Source organism: Streptomyces sp. NPDC005706 (assembly GCF_040631045.1).
Classification (GTDB): Bacteria; Actinomycetota; Actinomycetes; order Streptomycetales; family Streptomycetaceae; genus Streptomyces.
On sequence record NZ_JBEXYS010000001.1, the window covers coordinates 502,801 to 522,403 of the forward strand.

The window sequence follows — 19,603 nt, forward strand, 5'->3', positions numbered from 1 at the left end:
TCAGCGGCCGAGGGCCCGCCGGCCCCGACCCTGGGAGAGGACGGGCAGGTTGCGTGACGGCGCCTGGCCGCGGGTGTCCTCCTCGATGCGCAGCGCCAGGGCGGGGCAGCGGCGCACCGCGCGCAGGGCCTTCGCCTCGGCGTAGCGCGGCACCTGAGCCTGCGCCACCGTCGGGAAGCCGTCCGCGCCGAGCTCGAAGACCTCGGGGAGGATGTCGGCGCAGAGGCCGTGGCCCCGGCACAGCGTCCAGTCGACGTAGATCTTCTGGCGGCTGCCGCCGGTCTCCTCGGGCTCCGCGCCGCCCGGGATGCCCGTGGGCGCCCTGCCCCCCTCGAAGAGCGGCAGCACGCCCTCCACGGGCCGTCCGCAGCCGTTCCCGAGGACGTGCGCGGCCAGGTCGTCGGTGAACGCCTTGATGGTCGACTCCAGGAACATCGCGGAGCCGTCGGGGTGCGAACACGCCCCGCGCCGCTTCACGTTCTTCGCGACCTGCTTCAGCGCCTCCAGGGCGGCCGGTCCGCCGCCGTTCAGGATGTCCTCCAAGCCGCGCGCGGCGGCGGGCAGTCCCAGGTAGCAGGGGCCGCACTGGCCGGCGCTCTCCTCGGCCAGCCACTGGGCCACCCGCAGGGACTCGCCCAGCGGGCAGGTCTCCTGGCTGATCGGCAGGATCGCGCCGGCGCCCAGCGAACCTCCCACCGCGTCCAGCGAGTTGCGGGAGACGATCGCCTCGTTGACGGTCGCGGCGTCGATCCACTTGCCGTGGTAGCCGCCGGTCAGCACGCCCTGCGGCACCGGCGGGGCGCCGGCCAGCTGGAGGACGTAGCGCAGCGGCACGCCCGTGGGGACCTCGAGCACCATCGGCCGGGCGACCGCTCCGGAGACGGTGAGCATGACGGTGCCCGGCTCGTCGTACAGGCCGGTGTTGCCGTAGCGCTCGGGGCCGATGCGGGCGGCGATGGCGAGCTGCGCGAACGTCTCCGCGTTCGACAGCAGCGTGGGCGCCCCGCCGACGCCGCTCTGCGAGGCGCTGATCTTGCGGCCGGGCGGGATGGCCGGGCCGCCGTCGACCGAACGGATCAGCGACGCGGCGGCGCCAGTGACCATCCGGACCGGGTTGCGCTGCACCCACGCGCGCAGTGCCGATCTGCGGCTGTTGCTCAGACCGCGCTCGGCCAGCGCGGCCTCCATGGAGCGCTGGGTGGACTCCCGGGTGACCCCGATCACGAGCGTGCGGGCGCCGAGCGCCTCGGCGCACAGCAGGGCACCGTCCAGGATGAGGTGCGGGGCACGGTTGATGAGCACCGTGTCCTTGCGGCAGGCCGGTTCGTCCTCACTGCCGTTGACGACGACGACCGGCCGCACCCCGCGCTTGATCGCCGCCTCGGCGACCGAGCGCAGCTTCCTGTGGAACGGGAAGCCCGCGCCGCCGCGGCCCTTGAGGCCGATGCGCTCGGCGAGCTGGGCGAGCTGCTCGCCGCCCAGCGGGTCGAGAGGGCCGTGCACCTTCAGGTGCATGGGCAGGTCGAGCCGCTCCACAAGGTCGAAGCCCGAGGTCAGCTGGGGAAGGCCGACCACGCGGACTTCCGGGACGTCGGGCAGGGCCTCGTTCACCTATAGCCTCCGGAAGGCGTGTTCCAAGGTTCGCCCGAACCCGGCGCGTCGTACATGCCGGGGTTTGTTTCGGTGGCGGGACCGCTGTTGAACGTGTCACCCGAGTTGTACGTCTCGTAGGCGGCGTTCGTCTCACCGGTGTCGTACACGTCACGTCCGCCGTATCCGCCGGTGCCCGGATTGCCATAGGCCGGGATGTTGTATCCGGTGTCCTGGAGCGGGTCGTACGCCGACGGCGGGGCCTCGCCGACCGGCGGCGGGGACGGGATCGGCCAGCTCCCCGAGGTGCTCGACGGGCCGTCCACGCGCGCCATCGCCTCCGTGGCCTGCAGGTCCAGTGGCAGATCCATGCGCGCGGTCCGGTCGGCCGTGAACGGCTGCTGGGGACGGCCCGGCGTGGACACCGCGCGATAGGCGGCCGCGAAGCCGGACGCCGGCTCGGCGGCGGGCGCGGCGGGGGTCTGGTACAGCGGCGCGGCCCCGGGACCGGCCTGCGGGCCGTCCGGCGACGGCCTCGGCTCGCGCCGGGACTCGAAGCCCGGCAGGGCGGACTCGGTGACCCGCGAGCGGCTCGCCTCCAGCTCGTCGAACCCCCGTCGCTCCGAGCTGCCCAGGACGGCGACGAGCCGGTCGGCGACCCTGCGCTTGACGGGGCGCGGGGCCGAGCGCAGCGCCAGCGCGCCCATCACGCCGAGCAGGGACAGACTGTAGAGGATCACGAAGACCGGCTTGGCCTGGCGACCCGCGTAGAGCCCGTGCACCAGCGCCGCGCACCAGGCCGGATAGGCCAGCATGTGCATCGCCCGCCAGCGGGCGGCGACCGGGGCCGGCGTGGCGAAGTTGCTGCGCAGGGCGCCGGTCACGCCCACGAAGATCATCAGCAGGCCCGCCAGCGAGCCCAGGCCGATCAGGCCGCCGCTTCCGGTGACGCCGAGCGAGAACGGGATGATCGCGGCGATCAGCTTGGTGTGGTCCAGCGCGATCTTGGTGGTGATGTGCAGCAGCAGGAACGCGATGGAGGCGACCGCGGTCGTCCGGTGCACCGCCTGGCCGATGATCCGCTGGCGCGTGTTCAGGAAGATCCGGTCCTGGGCGAAGAGCCCCCAGATCACCGAACAGCTCAGCGAGACCAGGGACAGCACGCCCGCTCCGAAGTTCAGGAACTCCTGGAACTGGCTGCTTCCGACCAGCACGACCACGGGTATGAGCAGCAGGACGACGGCGGACGCCACCCCATAGGCCGACCGGCCCGGCTTGGGGAGCGAGCTGTTACTACGACGAGGGTTCATGGGGGCAACTCCGAGCAGTTTCGGGAAAGCGGTCCCGCTGCCGAACTCTAAGTGGCGCCATACCGATCAGTAGGAGCTTTGAGTTATTGCGTTGTTATCAAAGGACAATGCGACTGGAACGGTGTCCCTTAGTGGCTGTTACGCGAAGTAATCTCTGACCTTGGTTCAGTTGCGGGCGGGCGATGTGACATGTCCACCAGGCATACGGAAGCGCGTCGCGGCTTGCTCAAGGGCTGCGGTACCCTAGCGCCATGCGTGCCGTACGCCTTCTGCTTAGCGGGCCGCGCTGATCAGTACCGACCCACCGGTCGAACCGTGTGGTCGGCATCGGCGCGGCGTCCCCTCCTGTGCGAGGGGATTTTTCGTTTCCTGAGTGTCACAGCCGCTGGCAGCCGCAGGCAGAGACGATCGATGGAGCTTTGAGGATCATGAGCGAGACGAACCCCGCTGCCACCGCCGAGGTGGCCGCGCCGCACCGCTACACGGCCGCCATGGCGGCCGAGATCGAGGCACGCTGGCAGGACTTCTGGGACGCCGACGGCACCTACGCGGCGCCGAACCCCAAGGGCGATCTGGCCGGTGACCCCGAGCTGGCCGCCAGGCCCAAGAAGTTCATCATGGACATGTTCCCGTACCCCTCGGGCGCGGGCCTGCACGTTGGTCACCCCCTGGGCTACATCGCCACCGACGTCTACGCCCGGTTCCAGCGGATGACCGGCCACAACGTCCTGCACACCCTGGGCTTCGACGCCTTCGGCCTGCCCGCCGAGCAGTACGCCGTGCAGACCGGCACGCACCCGCGCGTGTCCACCGAGGCGAACATCGAGAACATGAAGGCCCAGCTGCGCCGGCTGGGCCTGGGCCACGACAAGCGCCGGTCGTTCGCGACGATCGACCCGGAGTACTACAAGTGGACCCAGTGGATCTTCCTGCAGATCTTCAACTCCTGGTACGACGACGAGGCCGGGGCGGCGCGCCCGATCTCCGAGCTGGTCGCCCGGTTCGAGGCCGGTGAGCGCGCGGTGCCCGGCGGGCGCCCCTGGCACGAGCTGAGCGCCGTCGAGCGCGCCGAGGTCCTGGGCGAGTACCGCCTGGCCTACGCCTCCGACGCGCCGGTCAACTGGTGCCCCGGCCTGGGCACCGTGCTGGCCAACGAGGAGGTCACCGCCGACGGCCGCTCCGAGCGCGGCAACTACCCGGTCTTCAAGGCCAAGCTGCGTCAGTGGAACATGCGCATCACCGCCTACGCCGACCGGCTGCTGGAGGACCTGGAGGCGCTGGACTGGCCCGAGGCCATCAAGCTGCAGCAGCGCAACTGGATCGGCCGCTCCGAGGGCGCCCGCGTCGACTTCCCCGTGGACGGCGAGCGCATCACGGTCTTCACCACCCGCCCCGACACGCTGTTCGGCGCGACCTACATGGTGCTGGCCCCCGAACACCCGCTGGTCGAGAAGTTCACGCCGCAGGCCTGGCCCGAGGGCACCCACCAGGTGTGGACCGGCGGCCACGCCACGCCCACCGAGGCCGTCGCCGCCTACCGCGCGCAGGCCGTCTCCAAGTCGGACGTCGAGCGGCAGGCCGAGGCCAAGGACAAGACCGGCGTTTTCATCGGCGCGTACGCCACCAACCCGGTCAACGGCGAGCAGGTCCCCGTCTTCATCGCCGACTACGTGCTGATGGGCTACGGCACCGGCGCGATCATGGCCGTCCCGGCGGGCGACCAGCGCGACTTCGAGTTCGCGCGCGCCTTCGAACTGCCGATCCACTGCGTCGTCGAGCCCACCGACGGCCGCGGCACGGACACCTCCACCTGGGAGGACGCCTTCGGGTCGTACGACGCGAAGATCATCAACTCCGCCAACGACGACATCTCCCTGGACGGCCTGGGCGTCACCGAGGCCAAGGCCCGCATCACCGAGTGGCTGGAGCGCCGGGGCATCGGCGAGGGCACCGTCAACTTCCGCCTGCGCGACTGGCTGTTCAGCCGCCAGCGCTACTGGGGCGAGCCCTTCCCGATCGTCTACGACGAGGACGGCGTCGCCCACGCGCTGCCCGAGTCGATGCTGCCGCTGGAGCTGCCCGAGGTCGAGGACTACAGCCCGCGCACCTTCGACCCGGACGACGCCGACACCCAGCCCGAGACCCCGCTGTCGCGCAACGACGAGTGGGTCAACGTCACCCTGGACCTGGGCGACGGGCCGAAGAAGTACCGCCGCGAGACCAACACCATGCCCAACTGGGCCGGTTCCTGCTGGTACGAGTTCCGCTACCTGGACCCGCACAACGACCGGCAGCTGGTCGACCCCGACATCGAGCGGTACTGGATGGGCCCGCGCGAGGGCCTGCCGCACGGCGGTGTCGACCTGTACGTCGGCGGCGCCGAGCACGCCGTGCTGCACCTGCTGTACGCGCGCTTCTGGTCCAAGGTCCTGTTCGACCTGGGGCACGTCTCCTCCGCGGAGCCGTTCCACAAGCTGTTCAACCAGGGCATGATCCAGGCCTACGTCTACCGCGACAGCCGCGGCATCGCGGTGCCGGCCGCCGAGGTCGAGGAGCGGGACGGCGCCTACTACTTCCAGGGCGAGAAGGTCACCCGCCTGCTGGGCAAGATGGGCAAGTCCCTGAAGAACGCGGTGACTCCGGACGAGATCGCCGCCGAGTACGGCGCAGACACGCTGCGCCTGTACGAGATGGCGATGGGTCCGCTGGACGTGTCGCGGCCGTGGGACACGCGCGCGGTGGTCGGCCAGTTCCGGCTGCTGCAGCGGCTGTGGCGCAACATCGTGGACGAGAGCACCGGCGAGGTCACCGTCACCGACGCCGAGCCCGGCGAGGAGACGCTGCGCGCCCTGCACAAGGCGATCGACGGCGTGCGCCAGGACCTGGAGGGCCTGCGTTTCAACACCGCCATCGCCAAGGTGACCGAGCTGAACAACCACCTGACCAAGGCCGGTGGCGAGCTGTCCCGCTCGGTCGCCGAACCGCTGGTGCTGCTGGTCGCCCCGCTGGCCCCGCACGTCGCCGAGGAGCTGTGGCGCAAGCTGGGCCACACCGACTCGGTCGTCCACCGGGACTTCCCGGTCGCCGACCCGCGGTACGTGGTGGACGAGACCGTGACCTGTGTCGTGCAGGTCAAGGGCAAGGTCAAGGCCCGTCTGGAGGTGTCGCCGGCCATCTCCGACGAGGAGCTGGAGAAGGCGGCGCTGGCGGACGAGAAGGTCGTCGCCGCGCTGGACGGCGCGGCCATCCGCAAGGTGATCGTGCGGGCGCCGAAGCTGGTGAACATCGTTACCGCGTGAGCGCGTGAGCGCGTCTGGGGCCGGGGTGCGGGCACCTCGGGGTAGTCCCCTACGGGCAGGTTCGGGGTTCTTCCGGAACCCCGGGCCTGCCCGCTGCGTTTACCGTGGAGAGCACAAGCTGTGAAAGCCCCACCGGGCTGAGGAGGAGCGGCATGGAAACTGTGATCACCGTGTTCGCCCTGCTGTTCCTGGTCTTCATCGGCCTCGGCGCGTACGTGACGGTCAAGGCGGTCGGCGCCGCCAAGCGCGGTGTGGACCGCACGATCGCGCAGGCCCGCCGCACGGTCGAGGACCACACCCTGCGCGCCAAATCCATCGCCCAGGCCGGCCCGGCCGGTGAGATCGCCCAGCTGCGGCTCGCGCTGCGCGGCTCGATGCGCGCCACCCAGGACGCGCTGCACGCGGGCGTGGCGGAGGACGAGTCGCTCCGGGAGTCCCTCGGCCTCTTCCAGCGGCTCAGCGCGCTCGGGCAGGAACTGGACGCCGACCTCAAGCGCCTGGAGTCCGAGCCGGACCGGGCGACGCTCGCCGCGCACCTTCCCGGACTGCGCCGTCGCACGGAGCGGATCACCCACTCCGCGGACTCGCTCCGCTGGGCGGCCCGCGACCGGGCCCACCGCTTCGCCGAGGACGACCTGGACTCGCTCAGCGCGCAGATCGACATCGAGACGGGCGCCCTGCGGCACTGGACGCAGCCCGAACCCCAGCAGGCGCCGCAGCCGTGGCCGGACGCCCCCGCGGCCGACGGCACCGCCGGCCGGCAGCCCGGGACCGATCCGCGAGCACCCCGCTCCGAGGAGACGCCGGCCCCGGCCGCGCTCACCCCGCCCGCGCCGCGCCCGGCCTACCCCTGGCAGAAGAAACCGCGCCCGGAGAGCACCACTTGACCGGACCGCTCCGGGAGGCGGACAGGGGCCGGTCTGCCGTACGGGCACCACGGCAGGTAACCTCCAGCTCATGTCCCGCCATGTCGCGATCGTCACCGATTCAACGGCCTACCTGCCGCCACGGACGATGGAGCGCCACGGCATCACCGCGGTGCCTCTGACCGTGGTCCTCGGCGACCAGGCGCTCGAAGAGGGCACCGAGATCTCGACCCGCTCCCTCGCCCAGGCACTGCAGAAACGTCGTCCGGTCACCACCTCCCGGCCCAGCCCGCAGATGTTCGCGGAGACCTATCGCAAGGTCGCCGAATCCGGCGCGAGCGCCATCGTCTCCCTGCATCTGTCCGCCGAGCTGTCCGGCACCTACGACGCGGCGGTCCTCGCGGCGCGCGAGGCGCCGGTTCCGGTGCGGGTGGTGGACACCGGGATGATCGCGATGGCGCTGGGCTTCTGTGCCCTGGCCGCCGCCGAGGCGGCGGAGGCGGGCGGCACCGCGGACGACGCCGTCACCGCCGCGGAGAAGCGGGCCGCGGGCACCTCCGCCTACTTCTACGTCGACACGCTCGACTATCTGCGCCGCGGCGGGCGCATCGGCGCCGCACAGGCCCTGCTCGGTTCCGCGCTGGCCGTCAAGCCGCTGCTCCAGCTGGAGGGCGGCCGTATCGAACCGCTGGAAAAGGTGCGCACGGCGTCCCGGGCGATCGCCCGCCTCGAGGAGATCGTCGCCGACCGGGCGGGCGGCGCCGAGGTGGACATCGCCGTCCACCATCTCGCCGCCCCCGACCGGGCGTCCGCCCTCGCCGACCGGCTGCGGGTCCGTGTGCCCGGGCTGGCCGACCTGCACGTCAGCGAGGTCGGCGCGGTGATCGGGGCGCACACCGGGCCGGGGCTGCTGGGCGCGGTCGTCTCGCCGCGCTGAGCGGGCGCCGCTCGGCGGTGTGCCCGTGCGGGGTGTGATGGCCCATGATGTCGGCGCGCGGGATGTCGGCACCCGGGATGTGATCACTCGTACGGGTGGTGGAGTTTTCCACAAGAGGGCCGTGGTCCACGGAAATTGACCAAGATCATCGCGACTCGGCGGACTGCCCGATCCTCGTCGCATGGCACTTCGATCACGTTCACGCACCGCCGACCCGACCAGCGGACCGGGCCGTGGCCCCGGCTCCGACGGCCGCGTCCACCGCCGCCCCGCCGACCGTCCCCGCCCCCGTCACCGCTCGCCCGCACCCGCCGAGGGGCTGCGCCGCCGCGCGGAACTCCTCTTCGGTGAACACGCCGTGCACTGGCCGGAGTCGGGCAACGCCCCGCCGGACGGCCGGCCACCCGCGAACACGGCGAGTACGACGGGGCCGGCGCCCGGACCGCGGTCGCCGAGCACGGCACCAACTGCTCCGGGCGGGACGAGCGAGGCGGCTCGTGAGGCCGATCCGCCCACCCCGGCCGACGGCACGGATCCGGTCGGCGCTCACGACACACAACGGCCGGACTTCACAGGCCGATTCGAGCCTGCGGAACGGCTCGCGCCCACTCTGCGGGAGCAGTCCGCGCCCACTCTTCGGGAGCGGACCGGGCTCGCTCTGCGGGAGCGGCTGCCGGTCTGGCTGCAGACGCGGTGCGGGGTGGAGCGGCGGGGCGTGGTCGCGCTGGCCGTGGTGCTCGTGGTGGCCGCCGTGTTCGCCGTCCAGCACTTCTGGACGGGCCGCACGGAGACGGTGAGCGCTCCTCAAGTGGTGCGCGCCGAGGGGCCGTACGCGGGCAGGGACGAGAACGCGAAGCCGAGCCGGTCCACCGGCGCCTCCGCGGTGGACACGTCCTCTACGGACGCCGCGACGGCGCCCGCCGCGGCGATCGTCGTGGACGTCGGCGGCAAGGTCCGCAGGCCCGGGATCCGGCGGCTTCCGGCCGGCTCCCGGGTGGCCGACGCGCTGCGCGCGGCGGGCGGGGTCCGGCCCGGGGTGAGCACCGAGGGGCTCAACCGGGCCCGCTTCCTGGTGGACGGCGAACAGGTGCTGGTCGGCGCGCCCGCCGGGGCGGCGCCCGCCCCGCCCGGGCCCGGCAACGGCGCGGGCGGAGCGGCGGGAGGCGCGGGACCCGCGGCCCCGGTCTCCCTCAGCACGGCGACCGTGGACCAGCTCGACGCCCTGCCCGGGGTCGGTCCGGTGCTGGCCCAGCACATCATCGACTACCGCACCCGGCACGGCGGTTTCCGTTCGGTGGACGAACTGCGCCAGGTCAACGGGATCGGCGACCGCCGTTTCGCCGACCTGCGCGCGATGGTGCGGCCATGAGCGGGGGAGGGGCCGGAGCGGGGCGAGCGCGACCCGCCGAGGAGACTCCCGGGGAGCAGCGCGGGAGGAGCCACCCGGGTGAGCCCGAGGCCCCGGCCGACCTGCGCCTGGTGCCGCCCGCCCTCGCGGCCTGGGGGACGGCTGCCGTGGTGCTCGGCGCCTCGCCCGCCTGGAGTGCCGCCCTCGCTGTCGGCTGCGGTATCGCCGGCGCCGCTCTGCTGTCGGCGCGGCGCCGGACCGGTCCCGGCCGGCTCGACCGGTCCCGCGCTCCGGTCGCCGCCATGCTCCTGTGCGTGGCAGCGGCCGCCGCCTCCGCCGGGCTGCACGGAGCGGACGTACGGCGGGGCCCGGTGCCGGAGTCCGCGCGGCGGTTCGCCACCGTGACCGCCGAGGTCGAGCTGAGCGGCGACCCCTGGCTCAGCAGACCACGGGTGCGGGGCGACCACGCGGCACCGGTGGCGGTACTGGCCCGGGCGGAGGTGCGGCGCGTCGAGCAGGACGACGGGAGGACCGTGCGGACGCGGAGCCCCGTACTGATGGTCGTGGACCGGGACGTCCCGGCGCCGAGGGCGCCACCCGGCGGAGCCGTGCCCACCGCGCGGACCCCGCACGAGGCGCGCACGGCCTGGCTCGGACTGCTGCCGTCCACCCGGCTGCGGGTGACCGCCCGGCTGGCGCCCGCCCTGACGGGCGGGGACCGCACCGCGGCCGTGCTGCGCGTACGGGGTGATCCGGAGCCGGAGATGGTGGCGGGGCCGAACGGTCCGCAGCGGCTGGCGGGCCGGCTCAGGGCCGGACTGCGGGAGGCGACCGAGGAACTGCCCGCGGACGGCCGGGCGCTGCTGCCCGGGCTGGTCGTCGGCGACACCTCACGGATCACGCCGGAACTCGACGAGGCGTTCAAGGAGACGGACCTCGCGCACACGCTCGCCGTCTCCGGCAGCAACCTCACGATCCTGCTCGCCCTGCTCCTCGGGCCGCCCGGCCTGGCCCGGCGCGCCGAGCGCCGCGGACTCGCCCCACGCCTGGGACTTCCGCTGCGGGCGACCGCGCTGCTGGCGGCGGCGCTCACGCTCGGCTTCGTGATCGTGTGCCGGCCCGACCCCAGCGTGCTGCGGGCCGCGGCCTGCGGCTCGGTCGCCCTTCTCGCCCTGGCGACGGGACGCCGCAGATCCATGATCCCCGCCCTGGCCACGGCCGTGCTGCTGCTGGTGCTGTACGACCCGTGGCTGGCCCGCAGTTACGGGTTCCTGCTCTCCGTGCTGGCCACCGGTGCGCTGCTGGTGCTGGCGCCCGGCTGGAGCGAGGGGCTGCGCCGGCGCGGGGTGCCGGCCCGGCTCGCCGAGGCGCTGGCCGCGGCCGCCGCCGCACAGGCCCTGTGCGCGCCGGTCGTGGCGGTGCTGTCGGCCCGGGTGAGCCTGGTGGCGGTGCCCTGCAATCTGCTCGCCGAGGTGGCGGTCGCCCCGGCCACGGTGCTCGGCTTCGCGGCCCTGGCCGTCGCACCGGCGGCGATGCCCGCGGCCAAGGCGCTCGCGTGGTGCGCCGGCTGGCCCGCCGGATGGATCGCGAAGATCGCCCGGACCGGCGCGGCGCTGCCCGGCGCGGGAGTGGACTGGCCGGCGAGCTGGTCCGGGGCGCTGCTGCTCGCGGCGGTCACCGTGGCCGCGGTGCCGGCCGGGCGGCGGCTGCTGCGGCACCCCTGGTGGTGCGGCGCGCTGGCCGTGCTGCTCCTGGTGGCGGTGGTCCGGCCGGCACCGCTGACCCGGGTGATCACCGGCTGGCCGCCCCCGGGCTGGCGGTACGCGATGTGCGACGTCGGGCAGGGCGACGCCACCGTGCTGGCGGCCGGTGAAGGGACCGGGGTGGTGGTGGACGCCGGGCCAGATCCGGAACTCGTGGACCACTGCCTGCGCGCACTCGGCGTCACCCGGGTCCCGCTGCTCGTCCTGACCCATTTCCACGCCGACCACGTCACGGGCCTGCCCGGTGTCCTGCGGGGCCGCTCGGTGGCCGAGATCGAGACCACGGACCACCAGGAACCGGCCGACCAGGCCGATTTCGTCAGAAGGGAGGCGGCGCGACGGCACATCCCACTCACCACGGCAGCGGCGGGGGAGGAGCGGCGCAGCGGGACACTGAGCTGGCGGGTGCTGTGGCCACCCGCGGCCCCCGCCCCGGGCCGGGCACCGGTACTGGAACCCGACGGCCCGAACGATGCCAGTGTCGTCCTGCTCGTGCGGTCCGGCGGGCTGCGACTGCTGCTGCTCGGAGACCTCGAACCCCCGGCCCAGCAGGCCCTGTTGCGGTCCCCGGCCGTGGCCGGACTCGCGGGAGTGGACGTGCTGAAGGTGGCCCACCACGGCTCGGCGTACCAGGACCCGGACCTGATACGGCTGGCCGCCCCGCGGGTGGCGCTCATCTCCACCGGCGCCGGCAACCCCTACGGTCACCCGGCACCGGTGACCGTGGCCGCGCTGCGGGCCGGCGGGGCGACGGTGCTGCGCACCGACCGGGACGGGGCGCTCGCGGTCGGCGGCGACGGCGGGACGGAGGGGGAGGTGCGGGTGACGGGAGACTGAGCGGCGGGTGTTCGCCCAGACTGGGCGTATGGACTCAGCCCAGGCAGACGCCTACCTCCGCCGTATCGGGGCCGCGCGCCCGCACCGTCCCAGCGCCGAGGCGCTGCGCGAGCTGCACCTGCGCCATCTGCGGACCGTCCCCTTCGAGAACCTCTCCATCCACCTGGGCGAGGAGATCGTCCTGGAGGAGGAGCGTCTGCTGGACAAGGTGGTCGGACGGCGACGGGGCGGCTTCTGCTACGAACTGAACGGCGCCTTCGGGGCGTTGCTCGCCTCCCTCGGCTTCGAGGTCGCGCTGCTGGCGGGACGGGTGTACGGGAACGAGGGCCGTCTCGGCATCCCGTACGACCATCTCGCGCTGCGGGTGTGCACGGCGGACGGCACCGACTGGCTCGCCGATGTCGGGTTCGGGGCACACAGCCACTTTCCGCTGGCGCTCGCCGAACGCGGTGAGCAGAAGGACCCCGGCGGGACGTTCCGGGTGACGGAGGCCGGTCCGGACCTGGCCGGCGTGACCGGTGCGGCTGCGGGTCCGGCCGGCGTGATGGGTGCCGTGGGTCCGGCGGACGGGGGCGGGGACCTGGACGTGCTGCGGGACGGCGGACCGCAGTACCGGCTGGAGACGCGGCCGCGGGCGCTCGGGGACTTCACGGGCGGGGCCTGGTGGCACAGCACCTCGCCGCGTTCGCACTTCACCCGGTCCCTGGTGTGCTCGCTGGTGACCGAGGACGGCGGGCGGATCACCCTCGGCGGACGCGCGCTGACCACCACGTCACCCGACGGGAGGAAGGAGACACGGGAGCCGGCGACGGACGAGGAGGTGCTGGCGCTGTACCGCGAGGGGTTCGGCATCGAGCTGGCCGCCGTGCCGACGGTGCGGCAGGGAAACCGGGCGGGCTGAACCGGCCCGTGCCCGGTGCCGGAGAATGTGTCCGTGAGCGATGTGAGACATGTGCTGGTGCTGCCCGACCGCGACACCGCCGAGGAGGTGGCCGAGGCGCTCGCGGAGCACTTCGGCGTCGACGAGGATCCCCGGCCGGTCCGGGACGCCCTGGCCGGGGAGGACGACGCCGAGGACGCCCAGTGGCTGCTGGCGCTGCGCGACGAGGCCGGCCGGCTCGACCCCGCCGAGCTGGACGCGTTCGCGGGCCGGTGGGACGGCTGGCGCGAGGAGCCGTGACCCCAGGCTCCACTCTGGGCGCGGCTCGGGGCCCGGGCCGGGGAGAGGCCGGAGGAGAGGCCGGGGGAGAAGCCGGGGGAGAAGCCGGGGTCCGGTCCGGGTGCGCGGGCCGGTCCGCTGTCGGTGCCGCGTGGGATGCTGTAGGCGATGGCCAGAAAGACTGCGAATGACGAGCCTCTCGCCCCGGTGACCCTTGCCGTGGGCCAGGAGGACCTGCTGCTCGACCGTGCCGTGCAGGAGGTGGTGGCCGCCGCCCGGGCCGCCGACGCCGACACCGACGTACGGGACCTGACGCCGGACCAGTTGCAGCCGGGGACGCTCGCCGAGCTGACGAGTCCCTCGCTCTTCGCCGAGCGCAAGGTCGTGGTCGTGCGCAACGCGCAGGATCTCTCGGCCGACACGGTCAAGGACGTGAAGGCGTACCTCGGGTCGCCCGCCGAGGAGATCACCCTCGTGCTGCTGCACGCGGGCGGCGCGAAGGGCAAGGGGCTGCTGGACGCCGCGCGCAAGGCGGGCGCGCGGGAGGTGGCCTGCCCGAAGATGACCAAGCCGGCGGACCGGCTGGCCTTCGCACGGGGGGAGTTCCGCTCGTTCGGCCGGTCGGCGACACCGGAGGCCTGCCAGGCGCTCTGCGACGCCGTCGGCAGCGATCTGCGGGAGCTGGCCTCCGCGGTGTCGCAGCTCGTCGCGGACGTCGAGGGGACGATCGACGAGGCGGTCGTCGGCCGGTACTACACCGGGCGGGCCGAGGCCTCCAGCTTCACGGTCGCCGACCGGGCCGTGGAGGGACGGACGGCGGAGGCGCTGGAAGCGCTCCGGTGGTCACTTGCGACCGGCGTGGCCCCGGTGCTCATCACCAGCGCGCTCGCCCAGGGAGTGCGCGCGATCGGCAAGCTCTCCTCGGCGCGCGGCGGCCGGCCCGCGGACCTCGCGCGGGAGCTGGGCATGCCGCCCTGGAAGATCGACCGGGTGCGCCAGCAGATGCGGGGCTGGACACCGGACGGCGTGTCCGTGGCCCTGCGCGCGGTCGCCGAGGCGGACGCGGGCGTGAAGGGCGGCGGTGACGACCCCGAGTACGCGCTGGAGAAGGCGGTCGTGACCATCGCCCGGGCCGCGCGATCCCGAGGCCGGGGCTGACAGCGGTCACCTCTCGCCACCGGCCCACCGGCACCGGCCCGGGGAGAGCCGGGCCTGATCCAGTCGCCCCGCGGCGGCCGGCGAGGAGAATCGTACGTATCAGCCGTACATCGCCGACGCACTGAAAGGTGGCGATCGCCATGGCTGAGCATCCGCACGCGACCCTCGTCCGCGAGGCCTACGACGCCTTCCTCCGCGTCGACCTGGACGCCCTGCGCGGGATGATGACGGCGGACGTCACCCACCACGTGCCCGGCAGCCACGCGCTCGCGGGCGACTTCAAGGGCCAGGACGCGGTGATCGGCTTGTACCGCAGGCTCTTCCAGGAGACCGGCGGCAGCTTCCGTGCCGAGCTGCGCCATGTGTTCGTCGACGGCCGGGGCCATGCCGTGGCCCTGCACCACATCACCGCCGAGCGTGAGGGCAGACGTCACCGCGTCGACGGATGCCTCGTCCTGCGTGTCGTCGGCGACAGGATCACCGACATCGACGAGTGCGTCGACGACGTCGACAAGGAGAACGCGTTCTGGGGCTGAGGCCCAGGGCATGCCGAAGGCCCCGTTGCCCGCCCTGGGGAAGGGAGAGCGCCGGGGCCTTCGGATCAAGACTGAGGATTCGCACCCGCGTGGCGAACGCAGGCCGCGTACGAATCCGGGGTGCCGGACGGGAGCGGATGAGAGAGGGCCCGCTCTGGGTCCTTCCGGCGGTCAGATCAGAAAGGAGGTTCAGCCCTGGAGGGACGAGACCTTGGAAGCAAGCGCCGACTTCTTGTTGGCGGCCTGGTTCTTGTGGATGACACCCTTCGAGACGGCCTTGTCGAGCGCACGCGCGGCAGCGCGCTGCAGCTCGGTGGCCTTCTCGGTGTCACCCGCGGCAGCGGCCTCACGGGCCTTGCGGATCGCGGTCTTCAGGGAGGACTTGACGGCCTTGTTGCGCAGCCGAGCCTTCTCGTTGGTCTTGATCCGCTTGATCTGGGACTTGATGTTCGCCACGAAGGAGCCTTTTCAGGTTCAGGCGCGGGGCCGCTCGGGTCCCGTACCGGTGATCCAAAATTATCTGGTCGTGCCTCGCGCTGAGAGGGCATGAGGCACAGCCATCTACAGTACCAGTGGCCCTGCGAGCGGCCCAAAACGGTCCATGGTTCCTCCGCGTGGGACCATGGAGACTACGTATCGATCCGACCCGAGGCATAAGGCGCCTCAAGAGACAGGACCCTGCGTGCCCGCGACCCCTAACCATGTGCCCGAGCCGAGCCGTACCGCCCCGGCGCTGATCCGCAATTTCTGCATCATCGCGCACATCGACCACGGCAAGTCCACGCTCGCCGACCGGATGCTCCAGCTGACCGGTGTGGTCGAGCAGCGGCAGATGCGTGCTCAGTACCTCGACCGGATGGACATCGAGCGCGAGCGCGGCATCACGATCAAGTCCCAGGCGGTGCGTCTGCCCTGGGCCCCGACCGAGGGCCCCGACCAGGGCACGACCCACATCCTCAACATGATCGACACCCCGGGTCACGTCGACTTCACCTACGAGGTGTCGCGGTCGCTGGCCGCCTGCGAGGGGACCATCCTCCTCGTCGACGCCGCCCAGGGCATCGAGGCGCAGACCCTCGCCAACCTCTACCTGGCGATGGAGAACGACCTCACGATCATCCCCGTGCTGAACAAGATCGACCTGCCGGCCGCGCAGCCGGAGAAGTTCGCCGAGGAGCTGGCGAACCTGGTCGGCTGCGACCCGGACGACGTCCTCAAGGTCTCCGCCAAGACCGGCCTGGGTGTCGACGCCCTGCTGAACAAGGCCGTCAAGGAGATCCCGGCGCCGGTCGGCGTCGCCGACGCCCCCGCACGCGCGATGATCTTCGACTCGGTCTACGACTCCTACCGCGGTGTCGTGACGTACGTCCGTGTCATCGACGGCCAGCTCAACAAGCGCGAGCGCATCCGGATGATGTCGACGGGCGCCACGCACGAGCTGCTGGAGATCGGGACCAACTCGCCCGAGATGCTTCCCGCCGACGGCCTCGGCGTGGGCGAGGTGGGCTACCTGATCACCGGTGTGAAGGACGTCCGCCAGTCCAAGGTCGGTGACACCGTCACCAGCCAGGTCAAGGGCGCCACCGAGGCGCTCGGCGGCTACAAGGACCCCAAGCCCATGGTGTTCTCGGGTCTGTATCCGCTGGACGGCTCCGACTACCCCGAGCTGCGCGAGGCCCTGGACAAGCTGCAGCTCAACGACGCCGCGCTGGTCTACGAGCCGGAGACGTCCGCCGCCCTCGGCTTCGGTTTCCGCGTCGGCTTCCTCGGCCTGCTGCACCTGGACGTGATCCGGGAGCGCCTGGAGCGCGAGTTCGGTCTCGACCTGATCGCCACCGCCCCCAACGTGGTCTACCGCGTGCTCATGGAGGACGGCACCGAGTACACGGTCACCAACCCGAGCGAGTTCCCCGAAGGCAAGATCGACGAGGTCTACGAGCCGGTCGTGCGCGCCACGATCCTCGCGCCCACCGAGTTCATCGGCTCGATCATGGAGCTGTGCCAGACCCGGCGCGGCACCCTGCTCGGCATGGACTACCTCTCGGAGGACCGGGTCGAGATCCGCTACACGCTGCCGCTCGCGGAGATCGTCTTCGACTTCTTCGACCAGCTGAAGTCCAAGACGCGCGGCTACGCCTCGCTGGACTACGAGCCCACCGGCGAGCAGACGTCGAGCCTGGTCAAGGTCGACATCCTGCTGCACGGCGACAAGGTGGACGCCTTCTCGGCGATCACCCACAAGGACGCGGCCTACGCGTACGGCGTGCGGCTCGTCGCCAAGCTGCGCGAGCTCATCCCGCGGCAGGCCTTCGAGGTGCCCATCCAGGCCGCCATCGGCTCCCGGGTCATCGCCCGTGAGACCATCCGCGCCATCCGCAAGGACGTCCTCGCCAAGTGCTACGGCGGTGACATCTCCCGTAAGCGGAAGCTGCTGGAGAAGCAGAAGGAAGGCAAGAAGCGGATGAAGATGGTGGGTTCCGTGGAGGTTCCGCAGGAAGCCTTCATCGCCGTCCTGTCCAGCGATGACAGCGCGGGGTCGGGCAAGGGCAAGAAGTAACCGGAGGTTACAGCCGGTCGCATCCGTAAAACGGACACGGAGGGGCTCGTCGTGCGAAAGTGCGGCGGGTCCCTACGCGTGCGTAGCGTCGCTCTGAGTGGAAAGTGACAGGCCGATGCCCCTTACGCAGCGGCCGGTCGCCCCTTACCCTGATGCCTGCTCGATAGTTACTCGCGAGTTAAACAACGAGTCCCAACCCCACCGTGAGTCAACCCAGCCGCACCTGAGCCAGCCGCACCGTCGCGGGCCCCGGAGGATGTCGTGAGCGACACACAGACCCTGATCGAGAACCGTCCGCCGTCCGTGGCGGCCCTCTTCCTGGAGCGCGTGGCGGCCACACCGGACGCCGAGGCCTACCGCCATCCGGTGCCCCCGGCCTCCGGGGACGGCCCCGACGACTGGAAGTCGCTCAGCTGGGGCGAGGCGGCCGAGCGGGTCTACGCCATCGCCGCCGGCCTCATCGAGCTGGGCCTCCAGCCGGAGCAGCGGGTCGCGCTCGCCGCCTCCACCCGGGTCGAGTGGATCCTCGCCGACCTCGGCATCATGTGCGCGGGCGGTGCCACCACCACGATCTACCCGCAGACCAACGCCGACGAGTCGGCGTTCATCCTCTCCGACTCCGACAGCCGGATCCTGATCGCCGAGGACGCGGCCCAGCTCGCCAAGGCCGTGGAGAAGCGTGCCGAGCTGCCCGCGCTGACCAAGGTCGTCGTCATCGACCCGGCCGGTGTCGAGACCAGCGACTGGGTGACCACCCTCACCGAGCTGGAGCAGCGCGGCGCCGCCTATCTCGAGAAGCACCCCGAGCTGATCAAGGAGCGGGTCGGCGCGATCACCAGGGACCAGCTCGCCACCCTGATCTACACCTCCGGCACCACCGGCCGTCCCAAGGGCGTGCGCCTGCCGCACGACAACTGGGCGTACATGGCCAAGGCGATCGCCGCGACCGGCCTGGTCAGCGGCGACGACGTGCAGTACCTGTGGCTGCCGCTGGCGCACGTCTTCGGCAAGGTGCTCACCTCCGGGCAGATCGAGGTCGGCCACGTCACCGCCGTGGACGGCCGCGTCGACAAGATCATCGAGAACCTGCCGGTGGTGCGGCCGACGTACATGGCGGCCGTGCCGCGCATCTTCGAGAAGGTCTACAACGGCGTCGCGGCCAAGGCCCGCGAGGGCGGCGCGGCCAAGTACAAGATCTTCCAGTGGGCCGCCGAGGTCGCCCGCGAGTACGCCAAGGTCTCCCAGGACAACTTCCGCCGCACCGGTGCCCACGCGGTGCCGTTCGGCCTGGGCGCCAAGCACAAGGTCGCCGACACTCTCGTCTACGGCAAGCTCCGTGAGGCCTTCGGCGGCCGGCTGCGCGCCTGTGTCTCCGGCGCCTCCGCGCTCGCCCCGGAGATCGGCTTCTTCTTCGCCGGCGCCGGCATCCACATCCTGGAGGGCTACGGCCTCACCGAGTCCTCGGCCGCCTCCTTCGTCAACCCCGGCGAGGCCTACCGCACCGGCACCGTCGGCAAGCCGCTGCCCGGCACCGAGGTCCGCATCGCCGACGACGGCGAGATCCTGCTGCGCGGCCCCGGCATCATGGACGGCTACCACCAGCAGCCCGAGAAGACCGCCGAGGTGCTGGAGTCCGACGGCTGGTTCCACACCGGCGACATCGGCGAGCTGTCCCCCGACGGCTACCTGCGCATCACCGACCGCAAGAAGGACCTCATCAAGACCTCCGGCGGCAAGTACGTCGCCCCGGCCGAGGTCGAGGGCCAGTTCAAGGCGGTGTGCCCGTACGTCTCCAACATCCTGGTGCACGGCGCCGACCGGAACTACTGCACCGCCCTCATCGCCCTCGACGAGATCGCGATCCTGCAGTGGGCCAAGGACAACGGCCTCGACGGCAAGTCGTACGCCGAGGTGGTGGCCGCGCCGCAGACCGTCGAGATGGTCGACGGCTACGTCAAGGAGCTCAACCAGAACCTGCAGCGCTGGCAGACCATCAAGAAGTACCGCCTGCTGCCCCGTGACCTCGACGTGGAGCACGGCGAGATCACGCCGAGCCTGAAGCTGAAGCGGCCCGTCGTGGAGCGGGAGTACAAGCACCTCATCGACGAGATGTACACGGGGGCCCGGGAATCCTGACGCCATCGCGTGAGGACGGCGGGGGCCGCACCCCGGTGCGGCCCCCGCCCTCTTACGACTCGCTTCGCATCCCGCCCGCAACTGACCGTCTTCCTCCGCCCCAGTAG

General features: G+C 72.1%; 14 protein-coding genes. 11 read left to right on the forward strand and 3 right to left on the reverse strand.

The annotated features are described in order from the left end of the window. Together ABZ478_RS02225 and ABZ478_RS02230 are read right to left on the reverse strand one after the other, a co-directional pair. Complete coding sequence (locus tag ABZ478_RS02225) at window positions 1-1,611, reverse strand: NADH-ubiquinone oxidoreductase-F iron-sulfur binding region domain-containing protein (protein WP_359544603.1); 1,611 nt, start codon at window positions 1,609-1,611, stop codon at window positions 1-3. Further along, window positions 1,608-2,900, reverse strand: coding sequence for a cytochrome b/b6 domain-containing protein (locus ABZ478_RS02230; protein WP_359544604.1), 1,293 nt, complete (start codon window positions 2,898-2,900; stop codon window positions 1,608-1,610). The genes ABZ478_RS02225 and ABZ478_RS02230 overlap by 4 nt, the downstream gene beginning before the upstream one ends. A gap of 428 nt (window positions 2,901-3,328) precedes the next feature. On the opposite strand from ABZ478_RS02230, the gene leuS reads away from it, so the two are divergent. The 9 genes from leuS to ABZ478_RS02275 all read left to right on the forward strand — a co-directional run bounded on the left by leuS (window position 3,329) and on the right by ABZ478_RS02275 (window position 14,803). After that, complete coding sequence (gene leuS, locus ABZ478_RS02235; RefSeq protein WP_359544605.1) at window positions 3,329-6,199, forward strand: leucine--tRNA ligase; 2,871 nt, start codon at window positions 3,329-3,331, stop codon at window positions 6,197-6,199. 152 nt (window positions 6,200-6,351) lie between these two features. Beyond that, a complete protein-coding gene (locus ABZ478_RS02240; RefSeq protein ID WP_359544606.1) occupies window positions 6,352-7,086 on the forward strand; it encodes a hypothetical protein in 735 nt (244 codons plus the stop codon). 70 nt (window positions 7,087-7,156) lie between these two features. After that, window positions 7,157-8,002, forward strand: a complete 846-nt coding sequence (locus ABZ478_RS02245; RefSeq protein ID WP_359544607.1) for a DegV family protein — start codon at window positions 7,157-7,159, stop codon at window positions 8,000-8,002. A 181-nt stretch (window positions 8,003-8,183) separates the two neighbouring features. Continuing rightward, on the forward strand, window positions 8,184-9,371 hold the full coding sequence (locus tag ABZ478_RS02250) for a helix-hairpin-helix domain-containing protein (RefSeq protein ID WP_359544608.1): 1,188 nt from the start codon (window positions 8,184-8,186) through the stop codon (window positions 9,369-9,371). Then, entirely contained in the window at window positions 9,368-11,950 is a 2,583-nt protein-coding gene (locus ABZ478_RS02255) for a ComEC/Rec2 family competence protein (RefSeq protein ID WP_359544609.1), read from the forward strand. The genes ABZ478_RS02250 and ABZ478_RS02255 overlap by 4 nt, the downstream gene beginning before the upstream one ends. Before the next feature lie 28 nt (window positions 11,951-11,978). Further along, window positions 11,979-12,851 carry an arylamine N-acetyltransferase gene (locus ABZ478_RS02260; protein WP_359544610.1) on the forward strand — a complete coding sequence of 291 codons (873 nt, stop codon included), beginning with the start codon at window positions 11,979-11,981 and terminating at the stop codon, window positions 12,849-12,851. A gap of 33 nt (window positions 12,852-12,884) precedes the next feature. Further along, complete coding sequence (locus tag ABZ478_RS02265) at window positions 12,885-13,130, forward strand: hypothetical protein (protein ID WP_359544611.1); 246 nt, start codon at window positions 12,885-12,887, stop codon at window positions 13,128-13,130. A gap of 147 nt (window positions 13,131-13,277) precedes the next feature. Beyond that, the gene (gene holA, locus ABZ478_RS02270; protein WP_359544612.1) at window positions 13,278-14,267 is read left to right on the forward strand and encodes a DNA polymerase III subunit delta; all 990 of its coding nucleotides are present in this window, start codon (window positions 13,278-13,280) and stop codon (window positions 14,265-14,267) included. Window positions 14,268-14,407: 140 nt separating this feature from the next. Beyond that, window positions 14,408-14,803, forward strand: coding sequence for a nuclear transport factor 2 family protein (locus ABZ478_RS02275; protein ID WP_359544613.1), 396 nt, complete (start codon window positions 14,408-14,410; stop codon window positions 14,801-14,803). A gap of 189 nt (window positions 14,804-14,992) precedes the next feature. Here the strand turns inward: ABZ478_RS02275 and rpsT are convergent, their stop codons facing one another. After that, entirely contained in the window at window positions 14,993-15,259 is a 267-nt protein-coding gene (rpsT, locus tag ABZ478_RS02280; RefSeq protein ID WP_358927340.1) for a 30S ribosomal protein S20, read from the reverse strand. Window positions 15,260-15,485: 226 nt separating this feature from the next. On the opposite strand from rpsT, the gene lepA reads away from it, so the two are divergent. Together lepA and ABZ478_RS02290 are read left to right on the forward strand one after the other, a co-directional pair. Then, window positions 15,486-17,360, forward strand: a complete 1,875-nt coding sequence (gene lepA, locus ABZ478_RS02285) for a translation elongation factor 4 (RefSeq protein ID WP_359544614.1) — start codon at window positions 15,486-15,488, stop codon at window positions 17,358-17,360. A 261-nt stretch (window positions 17,361-17,621) separates the two neighbouring features. After that, a complete protein-coding gene (locus tag ABZ478_RS02290) occupies window positions 17,622-19,496 on the forward strand; it encodes an AMP-dependent synthetase/ligase (protein WP_359544615.1) in 1,875 nt (624 codons plus the stop codon). The last annotated feature ends 107 nt before the right edge of the window (window positions 19,497-19,603 follow it).